General features: G+C 40.4%; 16 protein-coding genes. 2 read left to right on the top strand and 14 right to left on the bottom strand.

Translation table 11 applies throughout. The features are described 5' to 3' along the window. Window position 1 precedes the first annotated feature (1 nt). The 6 genes from moaA to AC0VZ4_RS07965 all read right to left on the bottom strand — a co-directional run bounded on the left by moaA (window position 2) and on the right by AC0VZ4_RS07965 (window position 9,906). The gene (moaA, locus tag AC0VZ4_RS07990; protein WP_475441381.1) at window positions 2-973 is read right to left on the bottom strand and encodes a GTP 3',8-cyclase MoaA; all 972 of its coding nucleotides are present in this window, start codon (window positions 971-973) and stop codon (window positions 2-4) included. A 16-nt stretch (window positions 974-989) separates the two neighbouring features. Continuing rightward, a complete protein-coding gene (locus tag AC0VZ4_RS07985; protein ID WP_475441380.1) occupies window positions 990-3,686 on the bottom strand; it encodes a nitrate reductase in 2,697 nt (898 codons plus the stop codon). A 40-nt stretch (window positions 3,687-3,726) separates the two neighbouring features. After that, window positions 3,727-5,250, bottom strand: coding sequence for an FAD-dependent oxidoreductase (locus tag AC0VZ4_RS07980; protein WP_475441379.1), 1,524 nt, complete (start codon window positions 5,248-5,250; stop codon window positions 3,727-3,729). A 227-nt stretch (window positions 5,251-5,477) separates the two neighbouring features. Then, window positions 5,478-6,671, bottom strand: coding sequence for an alginate export family protein (locus AC0VZ4_RS07975; RefSeq protein WP_475441378.1), 1,194 nt, complete (start codon window positions 6,669-6,671; stop codon window positions 5,478-5,480). A 9-nt stretch (window positions 6,672-6,680) separates the two neighbouring features. Continuing rightward, window positions 6,681-8,423 (bottom strand): bifunctional protein-serine/threonine kinase/phosphatase, encoded by a 1,743-nt coding sequence (locus AC0VZ4_RS07970; protein WP_475441377.1) that lies wholly within the window; start codon window positions 8,421-8,423, stop codon window positions 6,681-6,683. Between the two features lie 13 nt (window positions 8,424-8,436). Beyond that, window positions 8,437-9,906, bottom strand: coding sequence for a NarK family nitrate/nitrite MFS transporter (locus AC0VZ4_RS07965; RefSeq protein ID WP_033037804.1), 1,470 nt, complete (start codon window positions 9,904-9,906; stop codon window positions 8,437-8,439). 288 nt (window positions 9,907-10,194) lie between these two features. Between AC0VZ4_RS07965 and moeB the strand changes: the two genes are divergently transcribed. Continuing rightward, a complete protein-coding gene (gene moeB / locus AC0VZ4_RS07960; RefSeq protein ID WP_475441376.1) occupies window positions 10,195-10,953 on the top strand; it encodes a molybdopterin-synthase adenylyltransferase MoeB in 759 nt (252 codons plus the stop codon). Here the strand turns inward: moeB and AC0VZ4_RS07955 are convergent, their stop codons facing one another. Genes AC0VZ4_RS07955 through modA form a run of 3 tightly spaced genes read right to left on the bottom strand, consistent with a single transcriptional unit; the run spans window position 10,954 to window position 13,397 of the window. Next, window positions 10,954-11,979, bottom strand: coding sequence for an ATP-binding cassette domain-containing protein (locus AC0VZ4_RS07955; RefSeq protein WP_475441375.1), 1,026 nt, complete (start codon window positions 11,977-11,979; stop codon window positions 10,954-10,956). 4 nt (window positions 11,980-11,983) lie between these two features. Further along, complete coding sequence (gene modB / locus AC0VZ4_RS07950) at window positions 11,984-12,658, bottom strand: molybdate ABC transporter permease subunit (RefSeq protein WP_475441374.1); 675 nt, start codon at window positions 12,656-12,658, stop codon at window positions 11,984-11,986. Next, a complete protein-coding gene (gene modA / locus AC0VZ4_RS07945) occupies window positions 12,645-13,397 on the bottom strand; it encodes a molybdate ABC transporter substrate-binding protein (RefSeq protein ID WP_475441373.1) in 753 nt (250 codons plus the stop codon). Before modA ends, modB begins: the two co-directional genes overlap by 14 nt. Window positions 13,398-13,442: 45 nt before the next feature. Between modA and moeA the strand changes: the two genes are divergently transcribed. Continuing rightward, the gene (moeA, locus tag AC0VZ4_RS07940) at window positions 13,443-14,660 is read left to right on the top strand and encodes a molybdopterin molybdotransferase MoeA (protein ID WP_475441372.1); all 1,218 of its coding nucleotides are present in this window, start codon (window positions 13,443-13,445) and stop codon (window positions 14,658-14,660) included. A 67-nt stretch (window positions 14,661-14,727) separates the two neighbouring features. Here the strand turns inward: moeA and AC0VZ4_RS07935 are convergent, their stop codons facing one another. The 5 genes from AC0VZ4_RS07935 to acnD all read right to left on the bottom strand — a co-directional run bounded on the left by AC0VZ4_RS07935 (window position 14,728) and on the right by acnD (window position 25,525). Beyond that, entirely contained in the window at window positions 14,728-16,608 is a 1,881-nt protein-coding gene (locus tag AC0VZ4_RS07935) for a hypothetical protein (RefSeq protein ID WP_475441371.1), read from the bottom strand. Window positions 16,609-16,617: 9 nt separating this feature from the next. Further along, on the bottom strand, window positions 16,618-17,709 hold the full coding sequence (locus AC0VZ4_RS07930) for a hypothetical protein (RefSeq protein WP_475441370.1): 1,092 nt from the start codon (window positions 17,707-17,709) through the stop codon (window positions 16,618-16,620). Between the two features lie 62 nt (window positions 17,710-17,771). Further along, complete coding sequence (locus tag AC0VZ4_RS07925; protein WP_475441369.1) at window positions 17,772-20,804, bottom strand: hypothetical protein; 3,033 nt, start codon at window positions 20,802-20,804, stop codon at window positions 17,772-17,774. Between the two features lie 933 nt (window positions 20,805-21,737). Next, window positions 21,738-22,904, bottom strand: coding sequence for a 2-methylaconitate cis-trans isomerase PrpF (prpF, locus tag AC0VZ4_RS07920; RefSeq protein WP_475441368.1), 1,167 nt, complete (start codon window positions 22,902-22,904; stop codon window positions 21,738-21,740). A gap of 11 nt (window positions 22,905-22,915) precedes the next feature. Beyond that, entirely contained in the window at window positions 22,916-25,525 is a 2,610-nt protein-coding gene (gene acnD / locus AC0VZ4_RS07915) for a Fe/S-dependent 2-methylisocitrate dehydratase AcnD (protein WP_475441367.1), read from the bottom strand. Window positions 25,526-25,560: the final 35 nt, after the last annotated feature.

The raw sequence follows: 25,560 nt of genomic DNA, 5'->3' as shown, positions 1-25,560 counted from the left end.
ATTAACCACCTAACATGGCTAAGTGAGTTGTCGCACCTGTTAAGCGTTTATCCAGCTCATGGCTTATTTCTTTATTGCCCATAGCAGCTCGAATTGCCTTTACGGTCGCGGCAGTATCGTCCTCGTTGAGTAGCTCGCGTAAATCTATACCTTGCTCGGCAAACAAGCATAGGTGTAATTTACCCATCGCCGACACCCTTAACCGATTACAGCTTTTACAAAAATCTTTACTGTACGGCATTATTAAACCAATACGACCATCGTAATCAGGATGGCAAAATTCCTCAGCGGGTCCATTTAATTTCCCCCTAACGACTTGTAACCAGCCTTGAGCTAAAAGCTGGGCTTTAACTGTTTGTCCACTTAAGTGGTTTTCTTCAAAAAAGGTTGCGCCGTCACCTGTTTCCATTAATTCTATAAAGCGCACTGTAACTTTTTGGTGTTTTACCCACGCTAAAAAATCCTTCAATTGGTTTTTATTAAACTGCTTGGCAAGCACTGCATTTATTTTTATATCTTTTATGCCCAGCTCTACCGCGCGTTCAATCCCTTTTAAAATAAGGTTAAGTTTGTCGTGCCCTGTTATGAGTTTAAACATACTCGGATTTAAACTATCAATACTGACATTAAGCGCATCAAGCCCTGCTTCTGCAAATTCATCAATTTTCTTTAATAAATTAAATCCGTTGGTAGTAATAGCTACTTTTTCTATTCCAGGCGTATTTTTACAGAGTTTTATAATATCGGTTACGTCGTTTCGTAAGCATGGTTCGCCACCCGTAATGCGCACTTTTTTAGTACCTAGCTCTGCAAACGCATTTACCAGCGTGCTAATTTCGTTTTTATTTAAAAAATTACGCGGCGTATCGCACTGATACCCGTTTGGTAAACAATAACTACAACTAAAATTACATACGTCGGTTATTGAGAGGCGCAAATAGTTAAACTGCCGACCAAATTGATCATTAAGCATATGCTTCCTTTTTTCTTTACATTACAACCGCAACATCAATGCTGCTAGAACCTGCTTTGTAATGTTGTTTTATTAATTGGCTTAATTGTGTTTTACACGAACCACAGTTCGTTCCACATTTAAGTTCAGACCCCAATTGCTCGACTGTGTTTGCACCGTTTTTAATGGCGTTTATAATTGGCTGCTCTCTTACTTTAAAGCAGCTACACACTTGTGCACCTTGGGTAAATTCTTCATCGGGAGTTGCATAAAGCAAAGACTGTAACTGTGTAAAGGTCAGTAATGGCTCTGCAAATAAATGGTTTATCCACTCAAGTGATATTTCTTTTTGCTCGTTAGAAATAACACCAACAAACGCTAATTGATCGTTTTGAATACACTGCACATGCATAGCTTTTGCAGTACTCATAGCCGACCACTGCCCTTGTAAACCGGTTAAGGTTTGGCAGTAATACAGTAAATCACTTTGTGGTTCATTAAGCGCCAATTGGTAATTAAAGCAATTACTTGCATTAACTTTGAGCCAAAAATCACTGTTTATAACAAGTTCGTTTTTAGCAAACAGCTGCATATATTGCCCAAAGGGTGCTTTAACTATATTAACAGCGCCGTGTTTGCACTCAGCCTGACCAGATAGAGGGTCAACTACCGATTGATACAACCCACTTACTGTAGCGGATGATGCAAATTGCTTATTCCAGTGAATAGGCATAAAGCATTCACCTTTTCGCACGGCATCGGTTACTTTTGCATGCGCGGTAACCTGCCCTGTTTGGGCAATTGCACTTATTAAATCGTTTTGTTTAATTGCTAATTTACTGGCATCAAGCGGATTAATTTCAATGTACGGGCGTGTAATATGCGATGAAAGCGCAGTGCTTTTACCCGTGCGGCTCATTGTATGCCATTGGTCGCGTATACGTCCTGAGTTCATTACAAACGGATAATCGCTTGATGTTTTTTGTACCGGTAACTGCGGCGTTATAGGTATGAAATGCGCTTTTTTATCAGCGGTGCTAAATTGGTTATTTGTAAAAACTTGACCATTTTTATAAGGCTCGTTTTTAACAACAGGCCACATAATGGGTTTTAAATTATCGTACTGGCTTTTTGTGAGCCCAACTAAACCAGAAAGGTTTAATAATCGGCTGCCGTTATTTTCAAAGTCGGTTAATTGTGCCCATTCTTCAAAAATGCCACTTGGATCTGTAAAGTCAAACCCTTCAAAGCCCATTTTTTTAGCAACATCGCACATAATTTGCCAATCGTTTTTAGCACCCGAATAAGGCGCTACTAATGGGCGCTGCCTTGATATTCTTCGTTCTGAGTTAGTTACTGTGCCGTTTTTTTCACCCCATCCGGTTGATGGAAAAGCAACATCGGCAAATTTTAACGTATCACTTTTTGCAATACAGTCAGATACAACCACCAGCTCGCAGGTCTCTAATGCTTTTTTAATAGCGGCGTTATTGGGCAAACTCACCATTGGGTTTGTTGCCATTATCCACACTGCTTTTATTTTGCCCGCGGCTATGTCATCAAACATATCGATGGCATTGCTGCCTGCTTTTTTAGCAATAGTTGGCGAGAGCCAAAAGCGTTGTACAAGTGATTGATGCGCTTCGTTTTCAATATCTAAATGCGCCGCTAACTGATTAGCCAAGCCACCTACTTCGCGCCCGCCCATCGCATTGGGTTGCCCAGTAATCGAAAACGGACCACTGCCAGGTTTAAGTAATTTACCTGAGGCTAAATGTGCATTAATAATGGCGTTGCATTTATCTACACCCGAGCTTGATTGATTTATACCCATTGAATAGAAGCTAATTGCGCTTGGGCTGTTAGCAAATAGCGCGTAAAACTCAATTACTTGCTCAATTGCTATATCGCAAAAGTCGCTAACTGCCTCACAGCTCCATTTTGTTGCCTCTTGCAGTGCGCTTTCAAAGCCGTTTGTGTGCTGAGCAATAAATTGCGTGTCGAGGTGGTTATGCTTATTTAAATAATTAAGTAAGCCGTTATAAAGCGCGGCGTCACTGCCTGGTTTTATATTTAAAAATGTGTCGGCAAGCTCAGCTGTGTCGGTTTTACGCGGATCAATAACCACCACTTTCATATTTGGGTTAAGCTGCTTTGCACGCTCCATTCGCTGATACAAAACCGGATGAGTCCATGCTGCATTAGAGCCAATTAATATAAGTAACTCAGTTTGCTCTAAATCTTCGTAGGTGCACGGCACTACGTCTTCACCAAAAGCGCGTTTATAACCTGCCACAGCAGATGACATACACAGACGTGAATTAGTATCAATATTGCCTGAGCCTATGTAGCCTTTCATTAATTTATTCGCGATGTAGTAATCTTCAGTAAGTAACTGCCCTGACACATAAAAAGCCACCGCATCAGGTCCGTGCTTTTCTATTATGTCGTTAAATTTATTGGCAACGTGGTCAGTTGCTTCATCCCACGTGGCTGCTTTATTATTAATAAGGGGCGACGTTAAGCGATTATCACTGCCTGTTGTGTCGAGCAAATGGGTGCCTTTTACACATAAACGACCAAAGTTTGCGGGATGCTCTCGCATGCCTTCAAGCTTGGTTGGCACATTATTAAAAAGTGAAATATCAACACCACACCCTACACCACAGTAAGCACATGTTGTTTGTTTTAAACTCGTTTTATTTATAGTTGGTGACGTATTTGCGGTTGCCATACTGCTCTCTTTTAATGTGCTTTAGTTAGTGTGCTTTAATTTATGCGGGCTGTTTTACAGGCTCATTAAGGGTAACTACGTTAATTGTGTTACTTGCTTTAGCGAGTGCGCTGTTTATTACGTTTTGAACGAGTTTTTCACACCCTCCACAGCCTGTACTGGCTTTGGTGCTTTGCTGCACACTTGCCAAATCTATGCAGCCTTTAGCGACTGTTTGTTCAATGGTGTGTTTAGTTACTTTATGACAAGCGCAAATAATGGCGTCATCAGGCAAGTCATCGGCGCTTAGCTCTGCTATGTCGCCGGCAAGAGGCATAATGAGCGCTTCGGGAGCGGTGGTAAGTTCAATGTCGTTTAAATGATATTGCAGCAAATTGTCGTAATCGTTGGTATCGCCAACAAGTACCGCGCCAATCAGCTTATTACTTTGTGAATTGGTAACTATTTTTTTATAAATACCATTGGGTTGATCTTCAAAATAATAGCTTATTGCGCCTTCGCTGCGTGCATGTGCATCGCCAATAGAACCCACTTCAACACCCATTAATTTAAGCTTAGTGCTCATATCGGCACCACTAAATTCATCGGCTTTATTGTCTAAGCCAGTACTTTGCAAAGTACCTTGCTGCGTATCTTGTAAAATATGCCCAACTGCTATTTTAGCCATGGCGTAACCAGGTGCCACTAAGCCAAAAATAAAATTATTCCACAGTGCACATTCACCAATAGCGTATATGTTTTTATCACTCGTTTGGCAGTGGTTATTAATTACAATACCGCCGCGCTCGCCTAACTCTAAATTAAACTCGCGTGCCAAATTATCATAAGGGCGAATACCTGCCGAAAATACAATCATGTCGGTTTCAAGGGTTTTACCGCCTTTAAAACACATTTTGTAACGACAACTTTCACCTTCTACTATTTCCTCTGTTGCTACCGATGTATGCACAGTAACGCCCAAGTCTGTAATTTTGTTTTTTAGTAACCGACCGCCCCCCGCATCAACTTGTACGCCCATAAGTTGCGGTGCAAATTCTATTACGTGAGTATGCAGACCCAGTTGCTTTAATGCGTTTGCAGCTTCAAGCCCCAGTAAACCGCCACCAATTACCACGCCTACTTTACTGCCGTGGGCTGAGTTTTTTATTGCGTGTAAATCGTTAATGGTGCGATAAACAAGGCAATGCTCGCGATCTTTACCCGGTATAGGCGGTACAAATGGGAATGAACCTGTAGCAAGCACAAGCTTGTCGTATTCAAACAACTCCCCTTTAGCGGTCGTTACAGTTTGCGTATCACGATTTATATCAACCACTTTAGAATGAGTATGAAAGCGTACTTGCCAATCGTCATAGGTTTTATTGCATGTAAGTGCGAGATCGTCTGCGGTTTTGCCTTTAAAAAAAGACGATAGCTGCACGCGGTCATACGCTAAACAGTCTTCACCGCTAAGTACCGTAATTTCAAATTGCTCATCAGCTTGATTTTGAGAAACTAGCTGCTGCACAAAATGGTGCCCCACCATTCCGTTTCCTACCACTACAACACGCTGCTTGCTTAGCATTTACTCACCTTAAAATGATATCTACTTTAGTGATTGACTAAAGTAGATATCGAATAATTTGTTATAGGATTGTTATAGCAATATGTAAGCCAAATATATAAACATTTAAAATCAGTAACTTGCCCACATTGGTGCAGAGGTGAAAAGCATAAAGCCCCACAAGATGGTGCAACTGCACCATCTTGTGTCGCTATAAATTACAAGAGGATTTTAGAAGATAGTGAGGGTTAAAATTTAGCGCTCATCCATACCCACAATTTTTGAGTATCGACTTTATTAGCAGCAGTATCGCCCGCTGAGTAATCAGCGTATTTAACACCTACTGCATATTGTTTATTAATAGGTTTAACGTATTGTACGTTTAGTTCAGTACCCAAATCGTCAACCCCATTTGATTGCTCATTAGCATCAAAACTGTGATAAGCCAGCAGCCATTTTCCGTCAAACGCTTTACCGTTTAAGCTTATGTAAGTGTCGTCCAAGCCTTGTGCGGGTGTATTTAAAAACGTATCTGCCCAACCATTAAATTTATGTAACGTGGCAAGCGGTGTTGCAAACCCGTAATCGCCATTATCAGAGCCAAGTGACTCTATGCCAACTTTTAATGTTACTGTTTTTATACCCAAACCATTTAAATCAACAGCGCCTTCAAGTGCATAGTAATCGGCATCAAAATCACTCACGCTTGTTGACGCAGACTGCGTTGCATACTCCGCTTTGTAATAAAATTTTATGTCGTTTAGGGTTTTATTACCGTTAAAAGAAACGCCATAAGTGTCTAAACTGTCGTCTTGTAGTGCATCGTCACTTAATAAGTAACTGTATAAAACCACTTTACCGTAGTCTGTTTTAAAGCTTGCATTAATTAGATGATCGGACGATTTAATGTCTTTATCGTCAGCAAATATGCGGTTACGCTTATTTAAATAACTGTACTGTAAATCTATGTTATTAAGTGCGTAATTAATGGTTGCTGCATCAAAGGTTTGCCTGTCTTGGCGCCAACCTACGTGCCCAACAAAACGCTGCCCATCAAGGGCTATTACTTGGCGCCCTACTTTTAGCGATAGGCCATCGCGGGCATATTTAACAAAACCTTGGTCTATCTCGGTGTTTTCTGGGTCGGCAATAACAGAGTAATTAGTATTTTTCCCCACCGTATTGTTGTAATCATCTACGCCCAATAGGCTGCGAGTATCTTCTACTTCAATAAGGGCTGAAAAACCATTCACCTCGTCTGTTTGATGCGTTAAGCGGGTTCTAAGTGTTAAGCCGCTTGCATCTTTTAAGGCATTGTTTTGATCAACGCTTTCAAAACGCAGTCTAAAATCAAGATCAGTTTGCGAAGCTTGGCTTATTGAAGGCGCAGTGAAGCAACCCAGTATAAAAATAATAGGTAAGTTGTTCTTATAGTTAAGCATTTTGGTTCTCTAAGTTTTAATTATTAATACATATACCAAAGCAATAAATAAACACAGCGAAATACATTTCCACACCACAACTGGATCGCGTTTCATTATTGAACTTTTATTAGCGGTACTTTCTAAATAAGGATTAGGTTTGTTGATATCGTTTATAAACTCAGAAAAGGCTTGGTATCTGAGCTCTGGTTTAGGGGCAAGCGCTTTCATAAGGGCTTGATCTAACCAAAACGGAATATCGGCTCTGTATTTACGAATACTTGTGTAATGCCAATGGCTGTAATCTTTTGGGGCTACGTGGTTAAGTGGCAGTGGTTTGTAAGGCAATTTTGAGCACAATAACTCGTATGCAATAACGCCAAGTGAAAACAAATCACTTTTAAAATCGGCGTGCATAGTAATAAGTGTTTCGGGTGCGGTGTAGTCGGCAGTGCCTTGCGGGCAATCATCCGCAATTTGTTTAACCGACTCGTCCATAGCCGCAACACTTACTGTGCCGTAATCTATTAGCGTTACTTTACCGTGCGCATCTATCATTACGTTATCGAGTTTTAAATCGCGATGTACCATATCGAGTCGTTGAAACGCCCTTAGTGCATGTACTATTTGTTCAATAATACTGCGCACTTGGGTTATTTCTGGGTGCGGCACGTCGTGCTTCCAATCACTGAGTGTTTGCCCGTCCATGTACTCACAAATATGATACAAAAAACGACTTTGCGATTGCGTACTCAGTACTTTCATCACGTTAAGGTGGTTTATGCGTTGCCCTACCCAGCCTTCTCTTATAAAGCCTTGAAGGTAGTGCACATCGTCTTCAAAATTAACCGAAGGTGCTTTTAAAACCACTGGCGGTATATCGGGCGCTTGTTGCACTAAATAAATGTGCGAGCGACTACTGGCATGTAATTTACGAATAACCGTGTAGTCATCAATTTTTTGCCCAATATTAAGCGCAGGTGGAATTTTTCGTCGTGTTAGCGAATGATAAAGCTCATCTAACTTTTGCTCGGCAATATTTTCTACTTTTACAAGCAAACAACTTACGTTGTCGTCACTACCTCGCGCTAATGCAAGTTCGGTAATTGCTTTAGCTGCATTTTCTAAATTAGTGTGCACGTTAATTAATTTAGCTATATCACTACTTGGAAGCACATCGTGTACGCCATCGCAGGTTAATATATAAATATCGTCTGCTTTAAGCTCTACTTCATAAACATCTATTTCTTGATGAAGTTGTGCGCCAAGCGCACGCGTTAGCGTATCGTTTACTTTGTGATCCCGTGTAATTGCCTCTATTTTATTTCCTCGCAAGCGGGTAATACGCGTATCACCTAAGTGAAATATATAACCCGTTGCCGACTTTAAAATAAGCGCTGTAAAAGTGGTCATCCAATCGGCTTGGCGCTGACCAAGGTGATTATAATTAACCGATTGCGAATAAAGCCACTGATTTAAACTTGCTAACACCTTCGATACTGACTTTTTAACCGCCCAACTTTCGGGGGTATTTAAATACTCATTTATAAAATGAGTAACCGAAAGTTGAGACGCTTGTTTAGCATTTTTTGCTGATGAACACCCATCGGCTAAGCAGGCAATAACGCCTTTAGACTCTTTTTCTTGCGCTTTGGTATTAAGAGCTGCAAACGCATCTTGGTTTTCTGCTTTTAAGCCTTTTGCGCTGTGTCCGCCAAATGAAACGTTGAGTTCATTTTTTAGCGCTTTAGCGTGGAGTGTTTCATCAAACATAGTCAATAATGCCTTAAGTCACTGAAATAAGTTCAACGGTGCCGTCTTCATTTACCTCGGTAATATGCCCGTCTGGCTCGGTCATAAAAAACAGTGCGCCTAAGCCAAGTAATGCACTACCCGCAATAATGAAAAAGAAAGTTTGATAATCAACAAGTGACAATGCCGTTAAGTACACTACTGCACCTACATTACCGTAAGCACCTGTCATACCTGCAATTTGCCCAGTTAAACGACGCTTAATTAGCGGTACTGCGGCAAATACAGCGCCTTCACCTGCTTGCACAAAGAACGAACATGCCATAGCCGCAACAACTGCAAGCCATAAAGGCCAAGATGCATCAACCAAGCCCATTACAAAATAACCAACAGCAAGACCCATTGTAAGTACAATAAGGGTAATACGACGACCTAATTTATCTGAAATCCAACCGCCACCCGGGCGAGATGCTAAGTTCATAAATGCATAAGCAGAGGCTAAAATACCCGCGTACACCATATCAAGCGCAAACACATCCATAAAAAACAGCGGTAACATAGAAACAACCGCAAGCTCAGAACCAAAGGTTGTAAAATATAAAATATTTAAAACAGCTACTTGCTTAAACTCATAACGATGCGACTCGGGTACAGGCTCTTTAAAAATATGACCATTTACGTCAAAGGTTTTATACACTTCGTAAATATAAAGCAGAACTAAAAAAGCATACACGGCAAGTACAAAATTAGCCGAAATTAGGTTAGCACCAGTTGGTGAAAGCTTCCAAGTAAGTAATGCTAATGCGCCATACATAGGGATTTTCATAATAAGCAGTAATACAAAGTCGCCTTTACTGGTTACTTCCATTGCGCCTACTTTTTTAGGTTTAAAGTATGTACCGCCTTTTGGTGTATCGGTTACATTTAGGTACCAAATAATACCAAATATAACGCTTAATACACCGGTTAAACCTACTGCATAACGCCAACCATCTTCGCCACCAAACATAAGTGCAATAATTGGCAGTAACATAGCCGCGGCTGCTGAACCAAAGTTACCCCAACCGCCATAAATACCTTCTGCTATACCCAGCTCGTTAGCAGGAAACCATTCACTCACCATACGAATGCCCACAACAAAGCCAGCACCAATAAAGCCTAGCGCAAAACGCGCTATAGCAGCTTGTTCAAATGTGGTTGCCATAGCAAACATAAAACACGGAATACTACAGCTAATAAGTAGCGCCGCATAAACAATCCGAGGACCAAATTTATCGGTCAGCATACCCACCACAACACGGGCAGGAATAGTTAACGCTACATTTAAAATGAGTAATGTTTTGACTTGTGCCATGGTAATACCAAGCGAGCCCGCAATTGCACCTAATAAAGGAGCATGGTTAAACCATACAAAAAATGACACAAAAAAGACCATCCAACTCAGGTGTAATACTTTCATTTTTCCTTTAAAGGATATTAAGTTAAATCCAGAACTCGGTTGCATGTTTATTTCCTCGTAAACGTATTATTTTTTTATAAATGCCCCACTCTTTTATATGAGTAGCAGCCCTAATCTTGTTAAATTTTAGTTAACCTAATACAGCAATTACTGAGCCACTAATTAAAAACCATATATTTCAGTTGGTTATATGTATTTATTATTTTAATGCGTTATAGTTGCACTATATGAGTGAGGGGATATGGGCTGTTACAGTGCAAATAAAAAGCGTTACTACTTGCTCTAGGATTTAACAAATTGGTATTGTTCAAAAAAAGTATGAGATGTTTAAAAATGCAAAAAGCACCGTTAACGTACCAACAGCAACTACGCTATTCTCGGCACATTATGCTGCCGCAGCTTGATATAGACGGGCAAGAGCAGCTATGGCAATCGCATGCTTTAATTGTTGGTGTGGGTGGGCTTGGGTGTGCGGTAGGTCAATATTTAGCGGCCTCAGGCGTTGGCACGCTTACCTTAATTGATAACGATGAAATAGACGTGACCAACCTGCAAAGGCAAATACTGTATAAAGAAAGTGATATTGGTAGCTCAAAATGCAGTGCTGCTAAAAAACAGCTTAACGCGCTTAATAGTGAAATAGATATAAACACCATTGAGGCATTTTTTGGTGTAAATACCATTACAGAACAGCTATTTAATAACATTGATATAGTGATTGATTGCTCAGATAATCTAGCAACGCGCAACGCACTTAATAGCACTTGTTTTAGAGCTAAAGTTCCACTGGTGTCAGGCTCTGCAATACGTATGGAAGGACAAGTCACGTGTTTTACTATGGATGAAAACAGCCATTGTTATGGTTGTTTATCGCAATTTTTTAGTGAACAAACACAAAGCTGCTCCGAATCTGGTGTGCTCTCTCCTCTTGTGGGGTTAATAGGCAGTATTCAGGCTACTGAAGCGCTAAAAATGCTTGCTGATTTGCCAAGTGGTTTAAGCGAGCACTTATTGCTGGTGGATGGTTTAAGCATGGAATTTAATCGTTTTAAAATAGCTAAAAATAGTCAATGTGCGGTGTGCAGTATTTAGTTATTCTAGATTACTGATTGTTGTATAAAGCACATCGCCCACTTTAAAGTCGTTTTTGTCCCACACTCGTCTTGATGCCAAACAATACAATGTTTGCCCATCTACATTAAGCGTTAACTGCCACTTATTAATAAGCTCAGCCTGAGTTAATACCGACTTTAAAACATTGCTATGCGTTGTTTGTTCAGGCTTTAACGCACTAAACGACATTTGCTCACTCTCTATGATTAGCTTATTACTGCTATCTACAAGTGCAGGAAGAACAAAAAGCGGTTGCTCACTTTGCTGTAATTGCAGTTGATATAGCCCGTAGTCTTCATCAAATTTGACCACATCGTAATTAATTAAGCTCAGCGGTGTTTGCCTGTCGTTTGCGTAAATAGCTTTTGCAACGTGCGCACTTGCACCTTGGTTTATCACCTTACCTTTATCAAGCTGAATAAGGGTATCGCAGCAAAATAGCAGCTCTTTTAATGAGTGACTTACTATTATAAATTTAATATTAAACTTAACTGCAAACTCGCTAAGTTTAGTGAGCGTTTTAAAACGCAATGACCAATCAAGCGCACTAAAAGGCTCATCAAGCATTATAAATTTTTGACCGGCAAGTAAAGTGCGTGCAAATACTACACGCTGGCGCTCACCGCCCGATAAGCTTTGTACATCACGATTTAGTAAATCTTGTAATTCAAGTGCTTTAACAACGTATTGAAGCGTTAAGCTGGTTTGCTTATTCCCGCAGTGTTGTTGTGTAAACACTAAATTACCTGCCACATCTAAATGAGGAAACAACGGGCACGATTGCAGCTGAAGCGTAATACCACGTTTATCGCTTGGCAACTCATGCACTGGCTGATTATTAATATAAACGCTTTTTGCAGGCTCTAAACCACTAATACAACGCAGTAATGTTGACTTACCCGAGCCAGAAGGCCCGTAAACACCGAGTAAATTAAACGACTCAAGCTCAAGGTTTATATCTAAATCAAAATTATTGAGTGCTTTAAGAAGGCTTAACTTAATCATGTTATTACTTAACCCCTACAATGCTTTTATTAAACTTAAATAACAGCACTAAACAGGCAAACGAAATTGCCAGTAAAATAAGTGAAAGCTGATGCGCCGCCGTATAATTTAACGATTCAACATGGTCATAAAGCGCAATAGACACCACCTGTGTTTGCCCCTGAATATTACCGCCAATCATTAATACCAAACCAAATTCACCCAATGTGTGCGCAAAACCTAAGGCAAACGCGCTACCAATACTGGGTTTTAAAAGCGGAATAATTAAATGCACAAAGCGTTTAAACGGGCTTAATCCAAGCGCAATGGCAGCTTCGTTATAGGTTTGATTAATATGCTTAAACCCAGCCACAAGCGGCTGCATTACAAAAGGCAGTGAATAAAAAAGCGAGCCAATAACCACTCCCTGAAAACTAAACGCAAGCTGTGTACCCGTTAGCCAAAACCAAAACTGCCCAAAAGCGTGGTCAGGCGAAAACAAAACAAGTAAGTAAAACCCTAATAACGTAGGCGGCAGCACTAAAGGCATTGCAATTAATGCTTCTAAAAATGGTTTGAATTTACCGTTATAGCCAGCAAGCTTGTAAGCCAGTGGAATACAAAAAACAAGAAGAAGTACTGCGGTTATAAAGGCAAGTTTTATAGTTAACCACAGCGCGGTTAAATCACTTTGAAGCATTGTTGTCCTTTATTCTGTAACCTAATTCAATTAACTGTTGCTGCGTAGCCTGCGTCATTAAAAATTGCATGAGTTGCTTAGCGCTAGCACGCTTTTTAGTCGAGCTAATAATAACGCCTTGTTGAATTATATCGGGATATTGATTGGTAGGCAGCACGGCGTAATCTAAATATTTTTGATCTTGCGTGTTACTGTAAGCCGCCTTTAGCGATGAAACAGCCACCAGCCCTACTCCTACATTACCACTTTGCACAAACTGAAAAGCATGCGTAATGTTATTACCGTACACATAATTTATTGGTTTTTTAAAATGGTTATTCGCGTAGTGCTCTGAGGCACGTCCGTATGGTGAAAAACGCGGATTAGCAATGGCTACTTTATCATTTACTTTTTCAGCTTTTGGTTGCCACAAAGCAAGTTCGCCTAACGCGTAAGTAATTAAACTGCTTTGCTCGGCATAGCCTTCTTTAATAAGTGATTGCGGGCGAAAATCGTCAGCTGATAAAAACACATCAAATGGCGCGCCATGCACTATTTGCGAATATAAAACACCGCTAGAAGCGGCTGATATTTTCACGTCAACATTAGGTAATGGGGATTTTTTTAGTAGGGTTTGCAATACAGTTTTAAAATTACTCGCTACGGCTACTTGCAGCGTTTCTTTTGCGTTTACGCTGCACGACAGTATGCATGCTACACACAAAAAATAACCCAACCATGTATTGTAAAGCTTTGACATTATAAGTATTGTTTCAAAATAAAATGATTTAAGTAAGCAATATATATGAACGATGTTTGCAATGCACCCGGTTTATTGCCAATTAAAACTGCAATACAAAATATACTTGGCTCGATAACGCCTGTTAAAGACGTTGAAACCATTTCTATAATGCAAAGCGTTGATCGCGTTTTAGCAAGCGATGTTAAATCAACTATAAACGTACCCGCTCATAACAACTCTGCAATGGATGGCTATGCGCTGTGTATTTCAGATAAAAGCTTAACCTACACACAAGTAGGCAGCGTGTTTGCAGGTCAAGTTTTTGAAGGAACACTTACCCCTGGTCAATGCGTAAGAATAATGACCGGCGCCGCCATTGCACCTGGCGCTAACGGCGTTGTAATGCAAGAAAACGCCTCGGTTGATGGCGATAAAATTACGTTTACTGCGCAACCAGAGCTAAATGAAAACGTGCGTTTTGCTGGCGAAGATATTGCAATTGACGATGTTATTTTAAAAGCAGGCGATAAACTAAAAGCCGTTGATGTGGGGTTACTTGCATCTTTAGGAATTGCCAATATAGACGTAGTAAGAAACTTAAAAATAGCCGTGCTTTCTACAGGCGATGAGCTAATAGAACCTGGTCAGCCTCTTGAGCAAGGCGCTATTTTTGAGAGCAACCGCGCTGTTATTATTAGTGCGCTGCAACAAAAAAATATAGACGTGCTTGATTTAGGAATTATCCCTGATGACAAAGAACTCATCACTAATGCATTTTTAAAAGCGAACGAACTTGCCGATGCCGTAATAAGCTCAGGCGGTGTATCCGTTGGTGAAGCCGACTTTACAAAAGAAGTGCTCAACGAAATTGGCAATATTCACTTTTGGAAAATAGCCATGAAACCAGGCAAACCTTTTGCCTTTGGTAAATTAAGTAACAGTTACTTTTTTGGCTTGCCAGGTAACCCTGTGTCGGCTGCTGTTACATTTAATCAGTTAGTAGAGCCTGCACTGCAAAAGCTTTCGGGTCTTGGTGACGTAAATCCTAAAATGCGTTTTAACGCTATTACTACATCCGTTATTAAAAAGCGCCCAGGAAGAGCCGACTTTCAACGCGGTACTGCAACAACTAACGAGCAAGGTGACTTGGTGGTTGCCCCGTTTAATAAACAGGGCTCGGGTGTACTTTCGTCGCTTAGTAAAGCTAACTGCTTAATTGTAGTGCCAGCACAAAGCGGCAATATCGAAAAAGGTGCAACGGTAAGTATTGAGTTGTTATAAATACTTAATATAGACATAAAAAACCAACTAATGTTGGGCTTTTATGTCTAATATTTAAGTCAATTAATTAGAACAACGATTCAAAATCGCCATTTGAAAATAAAACCCCGGGGATGCCACGAACGGCAGTAACGTCAGCTATTTTAGTATCACCAAAATATAAACCGCCACTGTAATTACGGCCCTTTTGTTTTACATCTAACCAACGGCCATTTTCGCCTTTCGCAATGAGGTTAATATTGCCACTAACATCACGAATACGTAAATCTAGCGCGCTATTTTTTACACTAACAAATATATCTGTAGAAGTAAGTTCAGATAAATTTTCAACATCACCTACGTATGCAAATTTAAAGTCGCTTGCTCCACTTAATGGAAAATCTAACTCAAAAGTAAAGGCTAAATTATCATTGTCTTTACCAATAAAAGGCGAAGCCTCTACTGCTGTGATATGAAATGCAGTGTTTTGAATGCCGCTTACGTAATTACCATTAAAATCAAAGGTAGATAACGTAGTTGACTCCTCACCTAGTGAATTAACAAAACGATTTAAGTTTAATGATAAGTCACCTTCTAGTTTACCCGCTGCTTTATTGATAATTACATTGGTCGTGATCTGCGCTATACCTGTATCAGCCTCTGGGTTTAATTCACTTTGAGCATCTATACCATCAAATTGAATCACCAGCTCACTCACATCAACACTTAATACCGTAGCGCCATTTGTGACTGTTGCGCTCATTACACCTTCAATTTTATCTCCCAGTACACCACTTACTCTAAATGTTGGGATTGATAAATCAATTGCTATAGGTAAATCATCATATGTGCCAGTAATAGCCCATGTATAAGGTGATTGGCTATAAATGATATCCAAATCACGAAGTTTATATTGTCCTGCTGGCGTAGAGCCTTCTGCAAGTGGAGAATAGTTTGTAATAACTTCATTTAAAGCATTAGTAAGCGCACTAAGAGTTCTTTGTGTGTCTTCATCAAATGCACCTTCAAGCTCAGTAAATTTTGCGTCTAATTCATCTGAATAACTTTTTTCTTGAAGTCTTGCAACACCTATTATATTTCGCGTATCAACAAGTAACTCTCTTGAATCTAAGCTTTGTACTTCTGCTGAACGAGCCTGCCAATTTGTGAATGTAGTTACGCTCGCAATAGTTTGCTTAACTTGACCAGCGACATTTTTCAGCAAAGCATTACCTTGGTCGCTAAATAAGTTATCTGTAACATACTGCGCTGCTAAATCGCTGTAATCTTGCCATGCTTGCTGATCAGTCTCCAAGTTAGTAAATGCATTAAAAGCACTTTCAACACTAAACGAACTATCAGCAACACCAGCTAAAATTGCCGCGTAAGTGAAGGCATTTGTAACCATTTCTGCTTCAACACTTGCATTTAAATTACTGTGCGTTAAATGATAAAAAGGCGTGGCTGATAAACTAGCCTGTGTAGCACTAAAGCCTTCATCTGTAATTGCTTTACTCAATGGCGATAAATAAACCGTATTTACACCCGGTGCACTAAATGCATCGGCTTTGTAAGTAAGAGTAACGGCTGTCAATTCTTGGTAGTCGATTAACCGGTTTGCGTTTAAATCATTTACATCATCACGAACTGTTCTGCCACAACCTGTAAATCGCGGACAAGGTAGAGCGGTATCGCTAGGTATAAACTCAAAACTATTAAAAGTAAGTGGAGTTACACTTACACTCGCAGTATTGATGTTTTCGACTTCAATTGATTCTTGCACCACCCCATCGCTATCTAAAACATTAAGCGTGCCCTGTGGTGATTGCCAATTAGATACATAAAAACTCACAGAAGAAGATGTAGCAATTTCACTCACTGCAACAGATTCCGAACTGTCACTGTCTGATGAAGAACCACAACCTACCAATGCAATAGCGACCCCTAAAGGTATAATTTGTTTTAACATCTTCATTCCTTAAAACTTAATGTTCACGTACCAATTCACATTCGCATAATAGGCTTTATCTAAATCTAAGCTATCTGTTTGTAAATTAAGACCAAAATATTCACTTTCTATACCAACCAAAAACGCTTCACTTTTTGTTTCGTAGCCTGCTTGTATTTTCCAGTGATCCCAAAAGTGAATGCGGCCTTTTAATTGGCTAAACGTGTCTTTGTCGTAACGTTTTAAAGTTAGCTGGGTTGAAAAACGCTCGTTTATTCTATAATCAGCAAATGCTTGTAGTCGCTTCTCCATCTCAAAATCATGCGATTCGGTATTTCCAAATGCCGACGTTTTTAATGATACTGTTGGCTGGGTAATAATGTCGCCGTTGTCACTTTCACTAAATGGAACTTCTGTAGTTTGGCCTTTAACAAAGCCACTATCGTCGTAATCTGTTTTATAGAGTAAATCTTTTACACTAAAACCAAGTTGTAGTTCATCATTTACTTGCCAATCAGCAAAAATATCTAGGCTATAGCCTAGGCCTTCAGGTTTCTGGTCTGGTGTGAATTTTTTAAATAAAATATCTTTTGAAAAATTGTAATCAACAGTTACAGCGCCTTCAACTTCATCACTATAAATTTCACCATTTACAGTGGCATCTTGATAGTGCGAGCTGGCAAAAACAGAAAGTTTAGGTGTTATTGTTAATGCATTTTTATCTAAAAATTTAAAATCATAAGATACAAATACACCGTTAGACGTTGCTTGTTTAGCATCAAGGTAATATGTATAAAATCTATCTTCAAACTCTAGATCATTTTTTTCGGTATGAGTATATTTGGCTGTATCAGGATCAAAGTTAAGAACATAGTCGTAACGACTTTGTAAACCTACCTTAAAATTACCGTAGCCAACACCTACTTCAAATATATTATAGGTGAATGCACTGTCACCCGATTTTAATGGAGCATCAAAATCATCTACAAAGGCTTGTACTGGTTGTGCTTCTGTATAAATTTCTGCGTCAAAGTGGGTAAAAATTTGAAATTGGTTATCTGCGGAAGCAAGTGGAGAAATAAAAGCTGTTGAAAATCCTAACAAGAGAATTTTTTTTTTCATAATTTAATCGCTTTCTATAAAAAAAGGGAAAAGCGCTGCTTTCCCCTTTTATAGTTTAAATATTACTTAGATGAATCAATTAAATCAACATCAGTGTAATCAACTACGTCACCATCAATGTAAGTAATTGAAAGACCGTTTGTTGTTTTAGCTGCAGTACCAAAAGACATCATCATCTCATTGTACATAGCCATAACGTCACCAGTGTAACCTGCACTTTCATTACCAGTAATAGACAACGTGTAACCCATTGCATTATTTACTGTAATAGTTAAAGCACTTGCTTCTTCCATGTCGCTGTCAAGGTATGTAGTCATTACTTTAAAGTCTACATCACCAGATACACCTTCTAATGAAATAGAACTTGAATCTGTTTCATCATCAGCTGTAATGCTTAACACGCCGTTAAAGCCAGAATCACCATCAATGATTTCAATATGGTTAGACGTTTCAGTCATTATGATTTCTGCATCATCTACATTATCAGCACTCACTGCGCCATCAAAAGTAAATACTAAACATGAATCGATTTGGGTAGCATCAATTGTACCTGCTGCAAAATCAACACAATCTGTCAATGCTGCTACTTGCGTATCAGCAGTTACAAGCTTAATAGATGCATCATTTTCACCTACCAGCGTAGCACCCCAAGCAACAACTAGCTTATCACCTTCATAAGAAGCCGCTGCATTAATCATCTCACCTGTAGTAGCATTGCTAAGCATTAGCGTAAGATCATCTAAGCTGTAAGCATAGTCCCAATCAGCATTGCGAGTTGATGTGCCTGTTCCTGAGTTATTACCCATTTCAGCTAATTCATCAATTACGTCTGCAAGAATGTCTGCTGCATCAGCAACTGCATCAGCACCAGTGCCAGTAAGCACAGTCATAGTCGATAATGACTCTGAAGTAGCTTTAACAGAAGTTAGTACTTCAAGTTTTGCAACTGCAGTTTCAGCAGCAAGTTGTAGATTATAAGCTGTTACAAATTGCTCGCTAGCTAGTTCACTTTGAGCTACAGCAGCTGTTTGCATAGCTGTAAGCGCATCAATCATTGCTTGTGCGCCTTCGCCTTCAAGTTCTAGGTAGGCATTAGCAGTAATAAGTGCTTGCTCAATAGAAATTTCAAGTGCATCAACAGCAGCATCAAAATCAGACGCCGCAGTAACAGCAGTCATTGCAAGCTCAAGAGCTTCAGTTGCGTTTGCAGCTGTATCTACCATTGCATTTTCTGCGTTAGCAAGTGCGCTAGTAGAAGCCGCTTCAGCTGTGTCTGCTACTGATTTTTTCTCGTCAGCAACATCTGCTGTGTCTTCAGCAACTAGTTTAGCTGCAGCAAGAGCAATATCAAACGTTGTAATCGCTTCGTCTGCTTCTGCTACTAGTTCAGCTAATGCAGTGTCGTATGCAACTGTGTCAGTTACAGCAACAGCTGCATCTGTTTGCAAAGACGTTGCAGAATCAAGCACTTGTTGATAATCAGGGCTTTGAGTAACTAAAGCATTTGCTGCAGTTATATAGCCTTGTGATTTAACAAAAATAGAACCCGCTTTAGCTGTTAAACCAGCTGTAGCAGCTTCATTTTTCAGTAATGTAACAGCGCTTACAAATGCAGCTGCGTTATCAGCTGTAAGAGCATCGCCACCCATTGCTTGAATATCTGTAAGTGAGCTTTGAGCTGTTTCAATGCTCATTTCTAATGCAGTAAGTGCAGTTTGAGAAACAGTAACTTCTACTGTTAAAGCAGCTGCTAGAGCTGTATAAAAGTCATCTCCAACTGTACATTCTGCGTCAGTACAACCAATTACTTCTAGTACTTTTTTAATTTTCACTGCAGCGGCAACAAGACTAGCATTAGTTGCTGCACCATTTTTAATGGCTTTATCTTTAGCAGCTTTTGCTTTTTTGGCAATACCTACTGAATTAGCGGCAAACGCATCAATTTGTGCCTGTGTTGCGCTAGGGTTGTTAGCAGTAAATGCCGCTTTTAAAACGTCTTCAATTGCAGTTTCATCGCCCGTTGCTGTAGCAACAAAAATATTTGCAGTGTTTGTAATAGCTGTTTGTAACATTGTAGCTATTGCAGCAATACCAGCATCAGTATTACCTTTAAACTGGCCTGATTTAATACCAGCTTTAATGCTGCTCATTACATCACCAATTGAAGGTAAACCTTGAACTGAAGATGAAAGCTGTGCAATTGCTAAAATACCGTCAGTAAGTTCTTCTTCGCCATCAACATCACTTAAATCTACAGCGCCGCCGTTAGATAAATCACCAATAATAGCTGCAAGTAAAAGTGCAGCGTCTTGACCCATTACTTGTACAACAGTATCTAAGCTTGCTTTAGCAATTGCGTCTGTATCTACATTTGAACCTGAGTCAAGAAGAAGAGCCGACACTAACGATGTTAAGAAATTAACATTAGCTTTATAAGAACCTAAAACATTAAGATCGCCAGCTGCACCACTTACTCCAGATGTATCTGCTTCAACAGCTGGAACAAATTTAACAACTGAAAGCTCTAGGTCAGTTTTGTACCATTCGCCAAACTCAATCGCAGTATCGCCATCATTTTCGTCGTCAACTTCTGGCGCTACATCGTAATCGCCACAACCTACGTAAGCATCACAACGTAGAAAGCTATCATCGCCTTCTGCAGAAGTTTTAACAGTTATGTAAACTGGTCCAGTAAAATCATCATCTAAGTAGATGCTGTAACGGCCGCTTTCATCAGTTAATACTTCAGGGTTAGCAGCAATTTTACTTGCTTCTACTGCAGCATCTGCAGCATCTTGTGATAGTGCTTCTTCAGAAAAAGACTCTGCTTCAGCTGAAGCAGCTGAGCGAAATGCAACAGGAACACTTTGACCAGATGCATCTAAAGTCATTACAGTTACTACTGCACTTTTCATTGAACCTTTAACTGCTTTACCAGTTACTTCAATATTGAATTGTGCATCGCCAGTTGCAGTAAAAGATTCTACTGGTGTAACAGGAATGTTTCTGTCATTGTCCGAACCACATGCTGTTAAGCCTAATGTAAGTGCAACTGAAGCTGCAATAGGTGTAAATTTGATCGTACGCTTCGACATTTATTTCTCCTTGATAGCTTGAAATGAGTATCAGAAATTAGTTTAGTCACAATTTGCATTGTTCAAGTTTAGAAGTTTACAAAAATAATAAACGAACACACAATACTAACCTTTGTTACTGGAATTATAAAATACCATTAAGCCATATATTTTTGCTACATATTTATACATTTTATTAAATGTACTTTGATTTTATCTACATACTATTTCTTTATGATCCTCTGTAATCTAATTAAGAATCATAAAAACTCAGGACGCTAAAATATAGTATATCCATTTTGTGAATTGAATATTACATTTAATTTAGTTTGTTAATATTATTCTTCAAGTAAATGCGATGAATCGAAGAAAAAAGCGGCTTTTTACTGAACTGGAGTGAAAATCAACTAAGTCATGTGACTATGACAACATTCAAATTTTTTCTATCGCTAAGTATTGAGCCATATATTTGGTTTTTCTTTCTATTACCTAAGGCGATTTAATCGCGACGCGAGGTTTGTAATCTAGTGGGCTCGCTAACGGCTCCTGTATCACCCTACTGGCTAACAAAGAATAAGTAACCTGAACTCTGGATAATAAAGCTATCTCGAGCAGCTATTGACGCGTAAATTAGCCTTGTTTTCACTGAAAATCTCTGGCTAGAGAAAATAAATTTAAATATCACCATGATTCAATATGTTAGTAAATATCTTAACCAGAGTTCAGGTTAAGTAAAAAACGAGTAAATAGTCCCCAGGACGAATCCAAGGGCAATGCATGTTTGACATCTATACTGCGTTATCGCCTATTTATGGTAAATAACACCATAGCCGTTGCCTTGCCTAAAAACCAAACATACAGCTGCAAATTCAACCTCGAAGATAAATAGACCCAGACATTGAAATAATTACTACATAGAAAACCCCACTGCATAATCACAAGAGGGACTTTATTTTAATAAGGAACCCTTACAACCCCTTCCATTAATACTCGTGCACTGCGGCTCATACTTGCTTTGGTAACTAGCCAATTACCTGCAGTATTTTTAGCTTCAGCACCTACTTTTAGCGTGCCCGACGGATGACCAAAGTTAACTTCACTCAATGCGCCGCCACCAGCGGCTATATTTACGAGTGTTCCTTCGATTGCTGCGGCCGTGCCAATAGCTACAGCGGCTGTGCCCATCATGGCATGGTGCAGTTTACCCATCGACATAGCGCGCACGAGTAAGTTAATGTTGGCAGCCTCAATAACTTTCCCGCTAGACGCAGTGTAATCTAAAGGCGCTGCAACAAACGCAACTTTTGGCGTATGTTGGCGAGCCTGTGCTTCATTAATATCAGTGATTAAGCCCATTTTAACGGCGCCATAAGCGCGAATGGTTTCAAGCTTTTCAAGCGCTGCAACATCGTTATTTATATCCTCTTGCAGCTCTGTGCCGGTATAACCAATATCAGCGGCGTTAATAAATATGGTAGGAATACCTGCATTTATCATGGTGGCTTTTAAAGTACCAACACCCGGTACTTCTAAGTCATCAACTACGTTGCCTGTTGGGAATAGCGCGCCATCGCCATCAGCCGGGTCTATAAATTCAAGTTTTACTTCAGCTGCAGCAAATGTAACGCCATCGAGCTCAAAATCACCGGTTTCTTGTACTTCGCCATTGGTCATAGGGACATGCACTAATATGCTTTTGTTAATATTAGCCTGCCACACACGCACAATAGCAACACCGTTATTAGGTACTCGGTTTTTATCGACCAAACCATTACTAATGGCAAAAGCTCCGACTGCTGACGTTAAGTTGCCGCAGTTACCGCTCCAATCTACAAAAGGTCTATCTATCGCCACTTGACCAAACAAGTAATCAACATCGTGATCTGCTTGCTCACTTTTACTTAAAATGACTGTTTTACTGGTACTTGATGTAGCGCCGCCCATGCCATCCGTTTGTTTGCCGTACGGATCGGGGCTGCCAATAACACGCAGTAATAAATTATCGCGCGCCTCGCCTGCTACTTGAGCAGGCTTTGGCAAATCAGTTAAATTAAAAAATACACCTTTACTGGTGCCGCCACGCATATAGGTTGCAGGCACTTTAATTTGCGGTTTAAACATAGTGTTTGCCCTTATGCTGATTGCGTTGCTTCTAAAAAGTCTTGAGCAAAACGTTGTAACACACCACCAGCTGCGTAAATAGAAAGCTCTTCTTGGGTATCTATACGACATTTCGTAGGCACAGTAAGTACTTCACCGTCTTTACGGGTAATGCTTAAATTAACGATGGCGCCTGGTTTTAAATCGCCCGTTACATCGTACGTTTCACTGCCATCCAGCTTTAGGGTTTTACGCGTTGTGCCTGCTTTAAATTCAAGCGGTAAAACCCCCATACCAATTAAGTTAGTACGGTGAATACGCTCAAAGCCCTCAGCTGCTATTACTTCAACGCCTGCAAGTCTTACGCCTTTTGCAGCCCAATCGCGCGACGAACCTTGACCGTAATCGGCACCGGCTACGATAATAAGCGGTTGTTTACGCTCCATGTAGGCTTCGATTGCTTCCCACATACGTGTGTTAGTCCCTTGTGGCTCTAAGCGTGCGTAAGAACCTTGTTTAACGTCGCCGTTTTCGTCTAGCACCATTTCGTTTAGCAGCTTTGGGTTTGCAAATGTTGCGCGCTGCGCTGTTAAATGATCGCCCCGGTGCGTTGCATACGAGTTGTAGTCTTCCTCTGGCACGTTCATTTTGGTCAGGTATTCGCCAGCAGCACTACTTGCCATAATTGCGTTTGATGGCGATAAATGATCCGTTGTAATGTTATCGCCAAGTACTGCAAGCGCGCGCATACCGGTCATAGTGCGCTCACCCGCAAGTGCACCTTCCCAATAAGGAGGGCGACGAATATACGTACTTTTTGGGCGCCAATCGTAAAGTGGGTCGTTATCTTCACCGTAATCTACGGTTAAATTAAACATCGGCTCGTATACTTTTCTAAACTGCTCTGGCTTAACGCTTTGCTTAATTACTGCGTCAATCTCTTCGTCTGATGGCCATAAATCTTTAAGCGTAATATCGTTGCCTTGTTGATCTTGCCCAAGTATTCCTTTTTCAATATCAAAGCGAATCGTACCTGCAATAGCGTACGCAACAACTAAAGGAGGTGACGCTAAAAATGCTTGCTTAGCGTAAGGATGAATGCGCCCATCAAAGTTACGATTGCCCGAAAGCACCGCTGTAGTGTATAAATCGCGTTCGATTACTTCTTCTTGAATAACAGGGTCAAGGGCTCCACTCATACCATTACAGGTAGTACACGCAAAACCAACAATGCCAAAGCCAAGTTGCTCAAGCTCTGTTAGTAGGTTTGCATCTTCAAGGTATGATTGCACCGCTTTTGAACCCGGTGCTAATGAGGTTTTAACCCAAGGTTTACGCGTTAAGCCTTTTGCATTTGCATTACGCGCAAGGAGTGCAGCGGCAATTACATTGCGTGGATTACTTGTATTAGTACAGCTAGTAATAGCCGCAATAATACATGCGCCGTCTGGCATTAAGCCTTCTTCATTTTCAACAACGCCCGAAATCCCTTCTTTAGCTAAATCGCTTGTCGATACACGGCGGTGCGGATTAGATGGACCTGCAATATTGCGCCCCACGCTTGATAAATCAAACGTAAGCACACGCTCGTATTTTGCGGTTTTTAAGCTATCGCTCCAAAGGCCTGCTGTTTTAGCGTAGTTTTCTACAAGGGCAATTTGTTCTTCTTCACGGCCTGTTAATCGCAAGTAATCTATTGTTTTATCATCGATATAAAACATGGCTGCAGTTGCGCCAAATTCAGGTGTCATGTTTGAAATGGTTGCTCTGTCACCAAGAGTAAGCGCATCGGCACCTTCACCGTAAAACTCTAAATAAGCCGATACAACACGTTGCTTACGTAAAAATTCAGTAATAGCGAGCACAATATCGGTTGCGGTAATACCTGGTTGGCGCTTGCCTGCTAGCTCAACGCCTACAATATCGGGCAGGCGCATATAAGAAGCACGGCCAAGCATTACGCTTTCAGCTTCAAGCCCTCCTACACCCACAGCAATAACGCCCAGTGCATCAACATGTGGCGTGTGGCTGTCGGTACCAACTAGTGTATCTGGAAATGCAATGCCATCTCGGTTTTGAATAACCGGCGACATTTTTTCAAGATTAATTTGATGCATAATGCCGTTACCCGGTGGAATAACGTCAATATTTTTAAACGCAGTTTTTGTCCAGTTTATAAAGTGAAAACGGTCATCATTTCGTCTGTCTTCAATGGCGCGGTTTTTTTCAAATGCATCAGGATCAAAACCGGCATGCTCTACCGCTAGTGAATGATCCACTATTAACTGCGTGGGTACTACCGGATTCACTTTAGCCGGATCGCCGCCTTTGGCTGCAATTGCATCACGAAGCCCTGCTAAATCAACAAGTGCTGTTTGGCCTAAAATATCGTGGCAGACCACACGCGCCGGATACCACGGAAAATCTAAATCTTGCTTTCGCTCAATTAGCTGATTAAGTGCATCGGTTAACATGGCAGGGTCGCATCGGCGTACTAGGTTTTCGGCAAATACACGTGATGAATAAGGTAGCGTAGCGTATGCACCAGGCTTAATTGCATCTACGGCTTCTTGCGTATCGTAATAGTCAACATTTGAGCCCGGTAGAGGTTTACGGTATTGGGTATTATTAATTATGGTCATAATAAATTCGCTAATTGATGACGGTGTTTGCTCAC

It is taken from the genome of Pseudoalteromonas sp. QJM3NY_22 (assembly GCF_056173065.1).
The sequence above is the reverse complement of the archived record's forward strand: the minus strand, read 5'-3'. Positions and strand labels throughout refer to the sequence as shown.

What these genes read in the sequence shown, in the direction of transcription:
- moaA (WP_475441381.1), bottom strand. Translation starts at nt 973, where the DNA reads ATGCTTAATGATCAATTTGGTCGGCAGTTTAACTATTTGCGCCTCTCA.
- AC0VZ4_RS07985 (WP_475441380.1), bottom strand. Translation starts at nt 3,686, where the DNA reads ATGGCAACCGCAAATACGTCACCAACTATAAATAAAACGAGTTTAAAA.
- AC0VZ4_RS07980 (WP_475441379.1), bottom strand. Translation starts at nt 5,250, where the DNA reads ATGCTAAGCAAGCAGCGTGTTGTAGTGGTAGGAAACGGAATGGTGGGG.
- AC0VZ4_RS07975 (WP_475441378.1), bottom strand. Translation starts at nt 6,671, where the DNA reads ATGCTTAACTATAAGAACAACTTACCTATTATTTTTATACTGGGTTGC.
- AC0VZ4_RS07970 (WP_475441377.1), bottom strand. Translation starts at nt 8,423, where the DNA reads ATGTTTGATGAAACACTCCACGCTAAAGCGCTAAAAAATGAACTCAAC.
- AC0VZ4_RS07965 (WP_033037804.1), bottom strand. Translation starts at nt 9,906, where the DNA reads ATGCAACCGAGTTCTGGATTTAACTTAATATCCTTTAAAGGAAAAATG.
- moeB (WP_475441376.1), top strand. Translation starts at nt 10,195, where the DNA reads ATGCAAAAAGCACCGTTAACGTACCAACAGCAACTACGCTATTCTCGG.
- AC0VZ4_RS07955 (WP_475441375.1), bottom strand. Translation starts at nt 11,979, where the DNA reads ATGATTAAGTTAAGCCTTCTTAAAGCACTCAATAATTTTGATTTAGAT.
- modB (WP_475441374.1), bottom strand. Translation starts at nt 12,658, where the DNA reads ATGCTTCAAAGTGATTTAACCGCGCTGTGGTTAACTATAAAACTTGCC.
- modA (WP_475441373.1), bottom strand. Translation starts at nt 13,397, where the DNA reads ATGTCAAAGCTTTACAATACATGGTTGGGTTATTTTTTGTGTGTAGCA.
- moeA (WP_475441372.1), top strand. Translation starts at nt 13,443, where the DNA reads ATGAACGATGTTTGCAATGCACCCGGTTTATTGCCAATTAAAACTGCA.
- AC0VZ4_RS07935 (WP_475441371.1), bottom strand. Translation starts at nt 16,608, where the DNA reads ATGTTAAAACAAATTATACCTTTAGGGGTCGCTATTGCATTGGTAGGT.
- AC0VZ4_RS07930 (WP_475441370.1), bottom strand. Translation starts at nt 17,709, where the DNA reads ATGAAAAAAAAAATTCTCTTGTTAGGATTTTCAACAGCTTTTATTTCT.
- AC0VZ4_RS07925 (WP_475441369.1), bottom strand. Translation starts at nt 20,804, where the DNA reads ATGTCGAAGCGTACGATCAAATTTACACCTATTGCAGCTTCAGTTGCA.
- prpF (WP_475441368.1), bottom strand. Translation starts at nt 22,904, where the DNA reads ATGTTTAAACCGCAAATTAAAGTGCCTGCAACCTATATGCGTGGCGGC.
- acnD (WP_475441367.1), bottom strand. Translation starts at nt 25,525, where the DNA reads ATGACCATAATTAATAATACCCAATACCGTAAACCTCTACCGGGCTCA.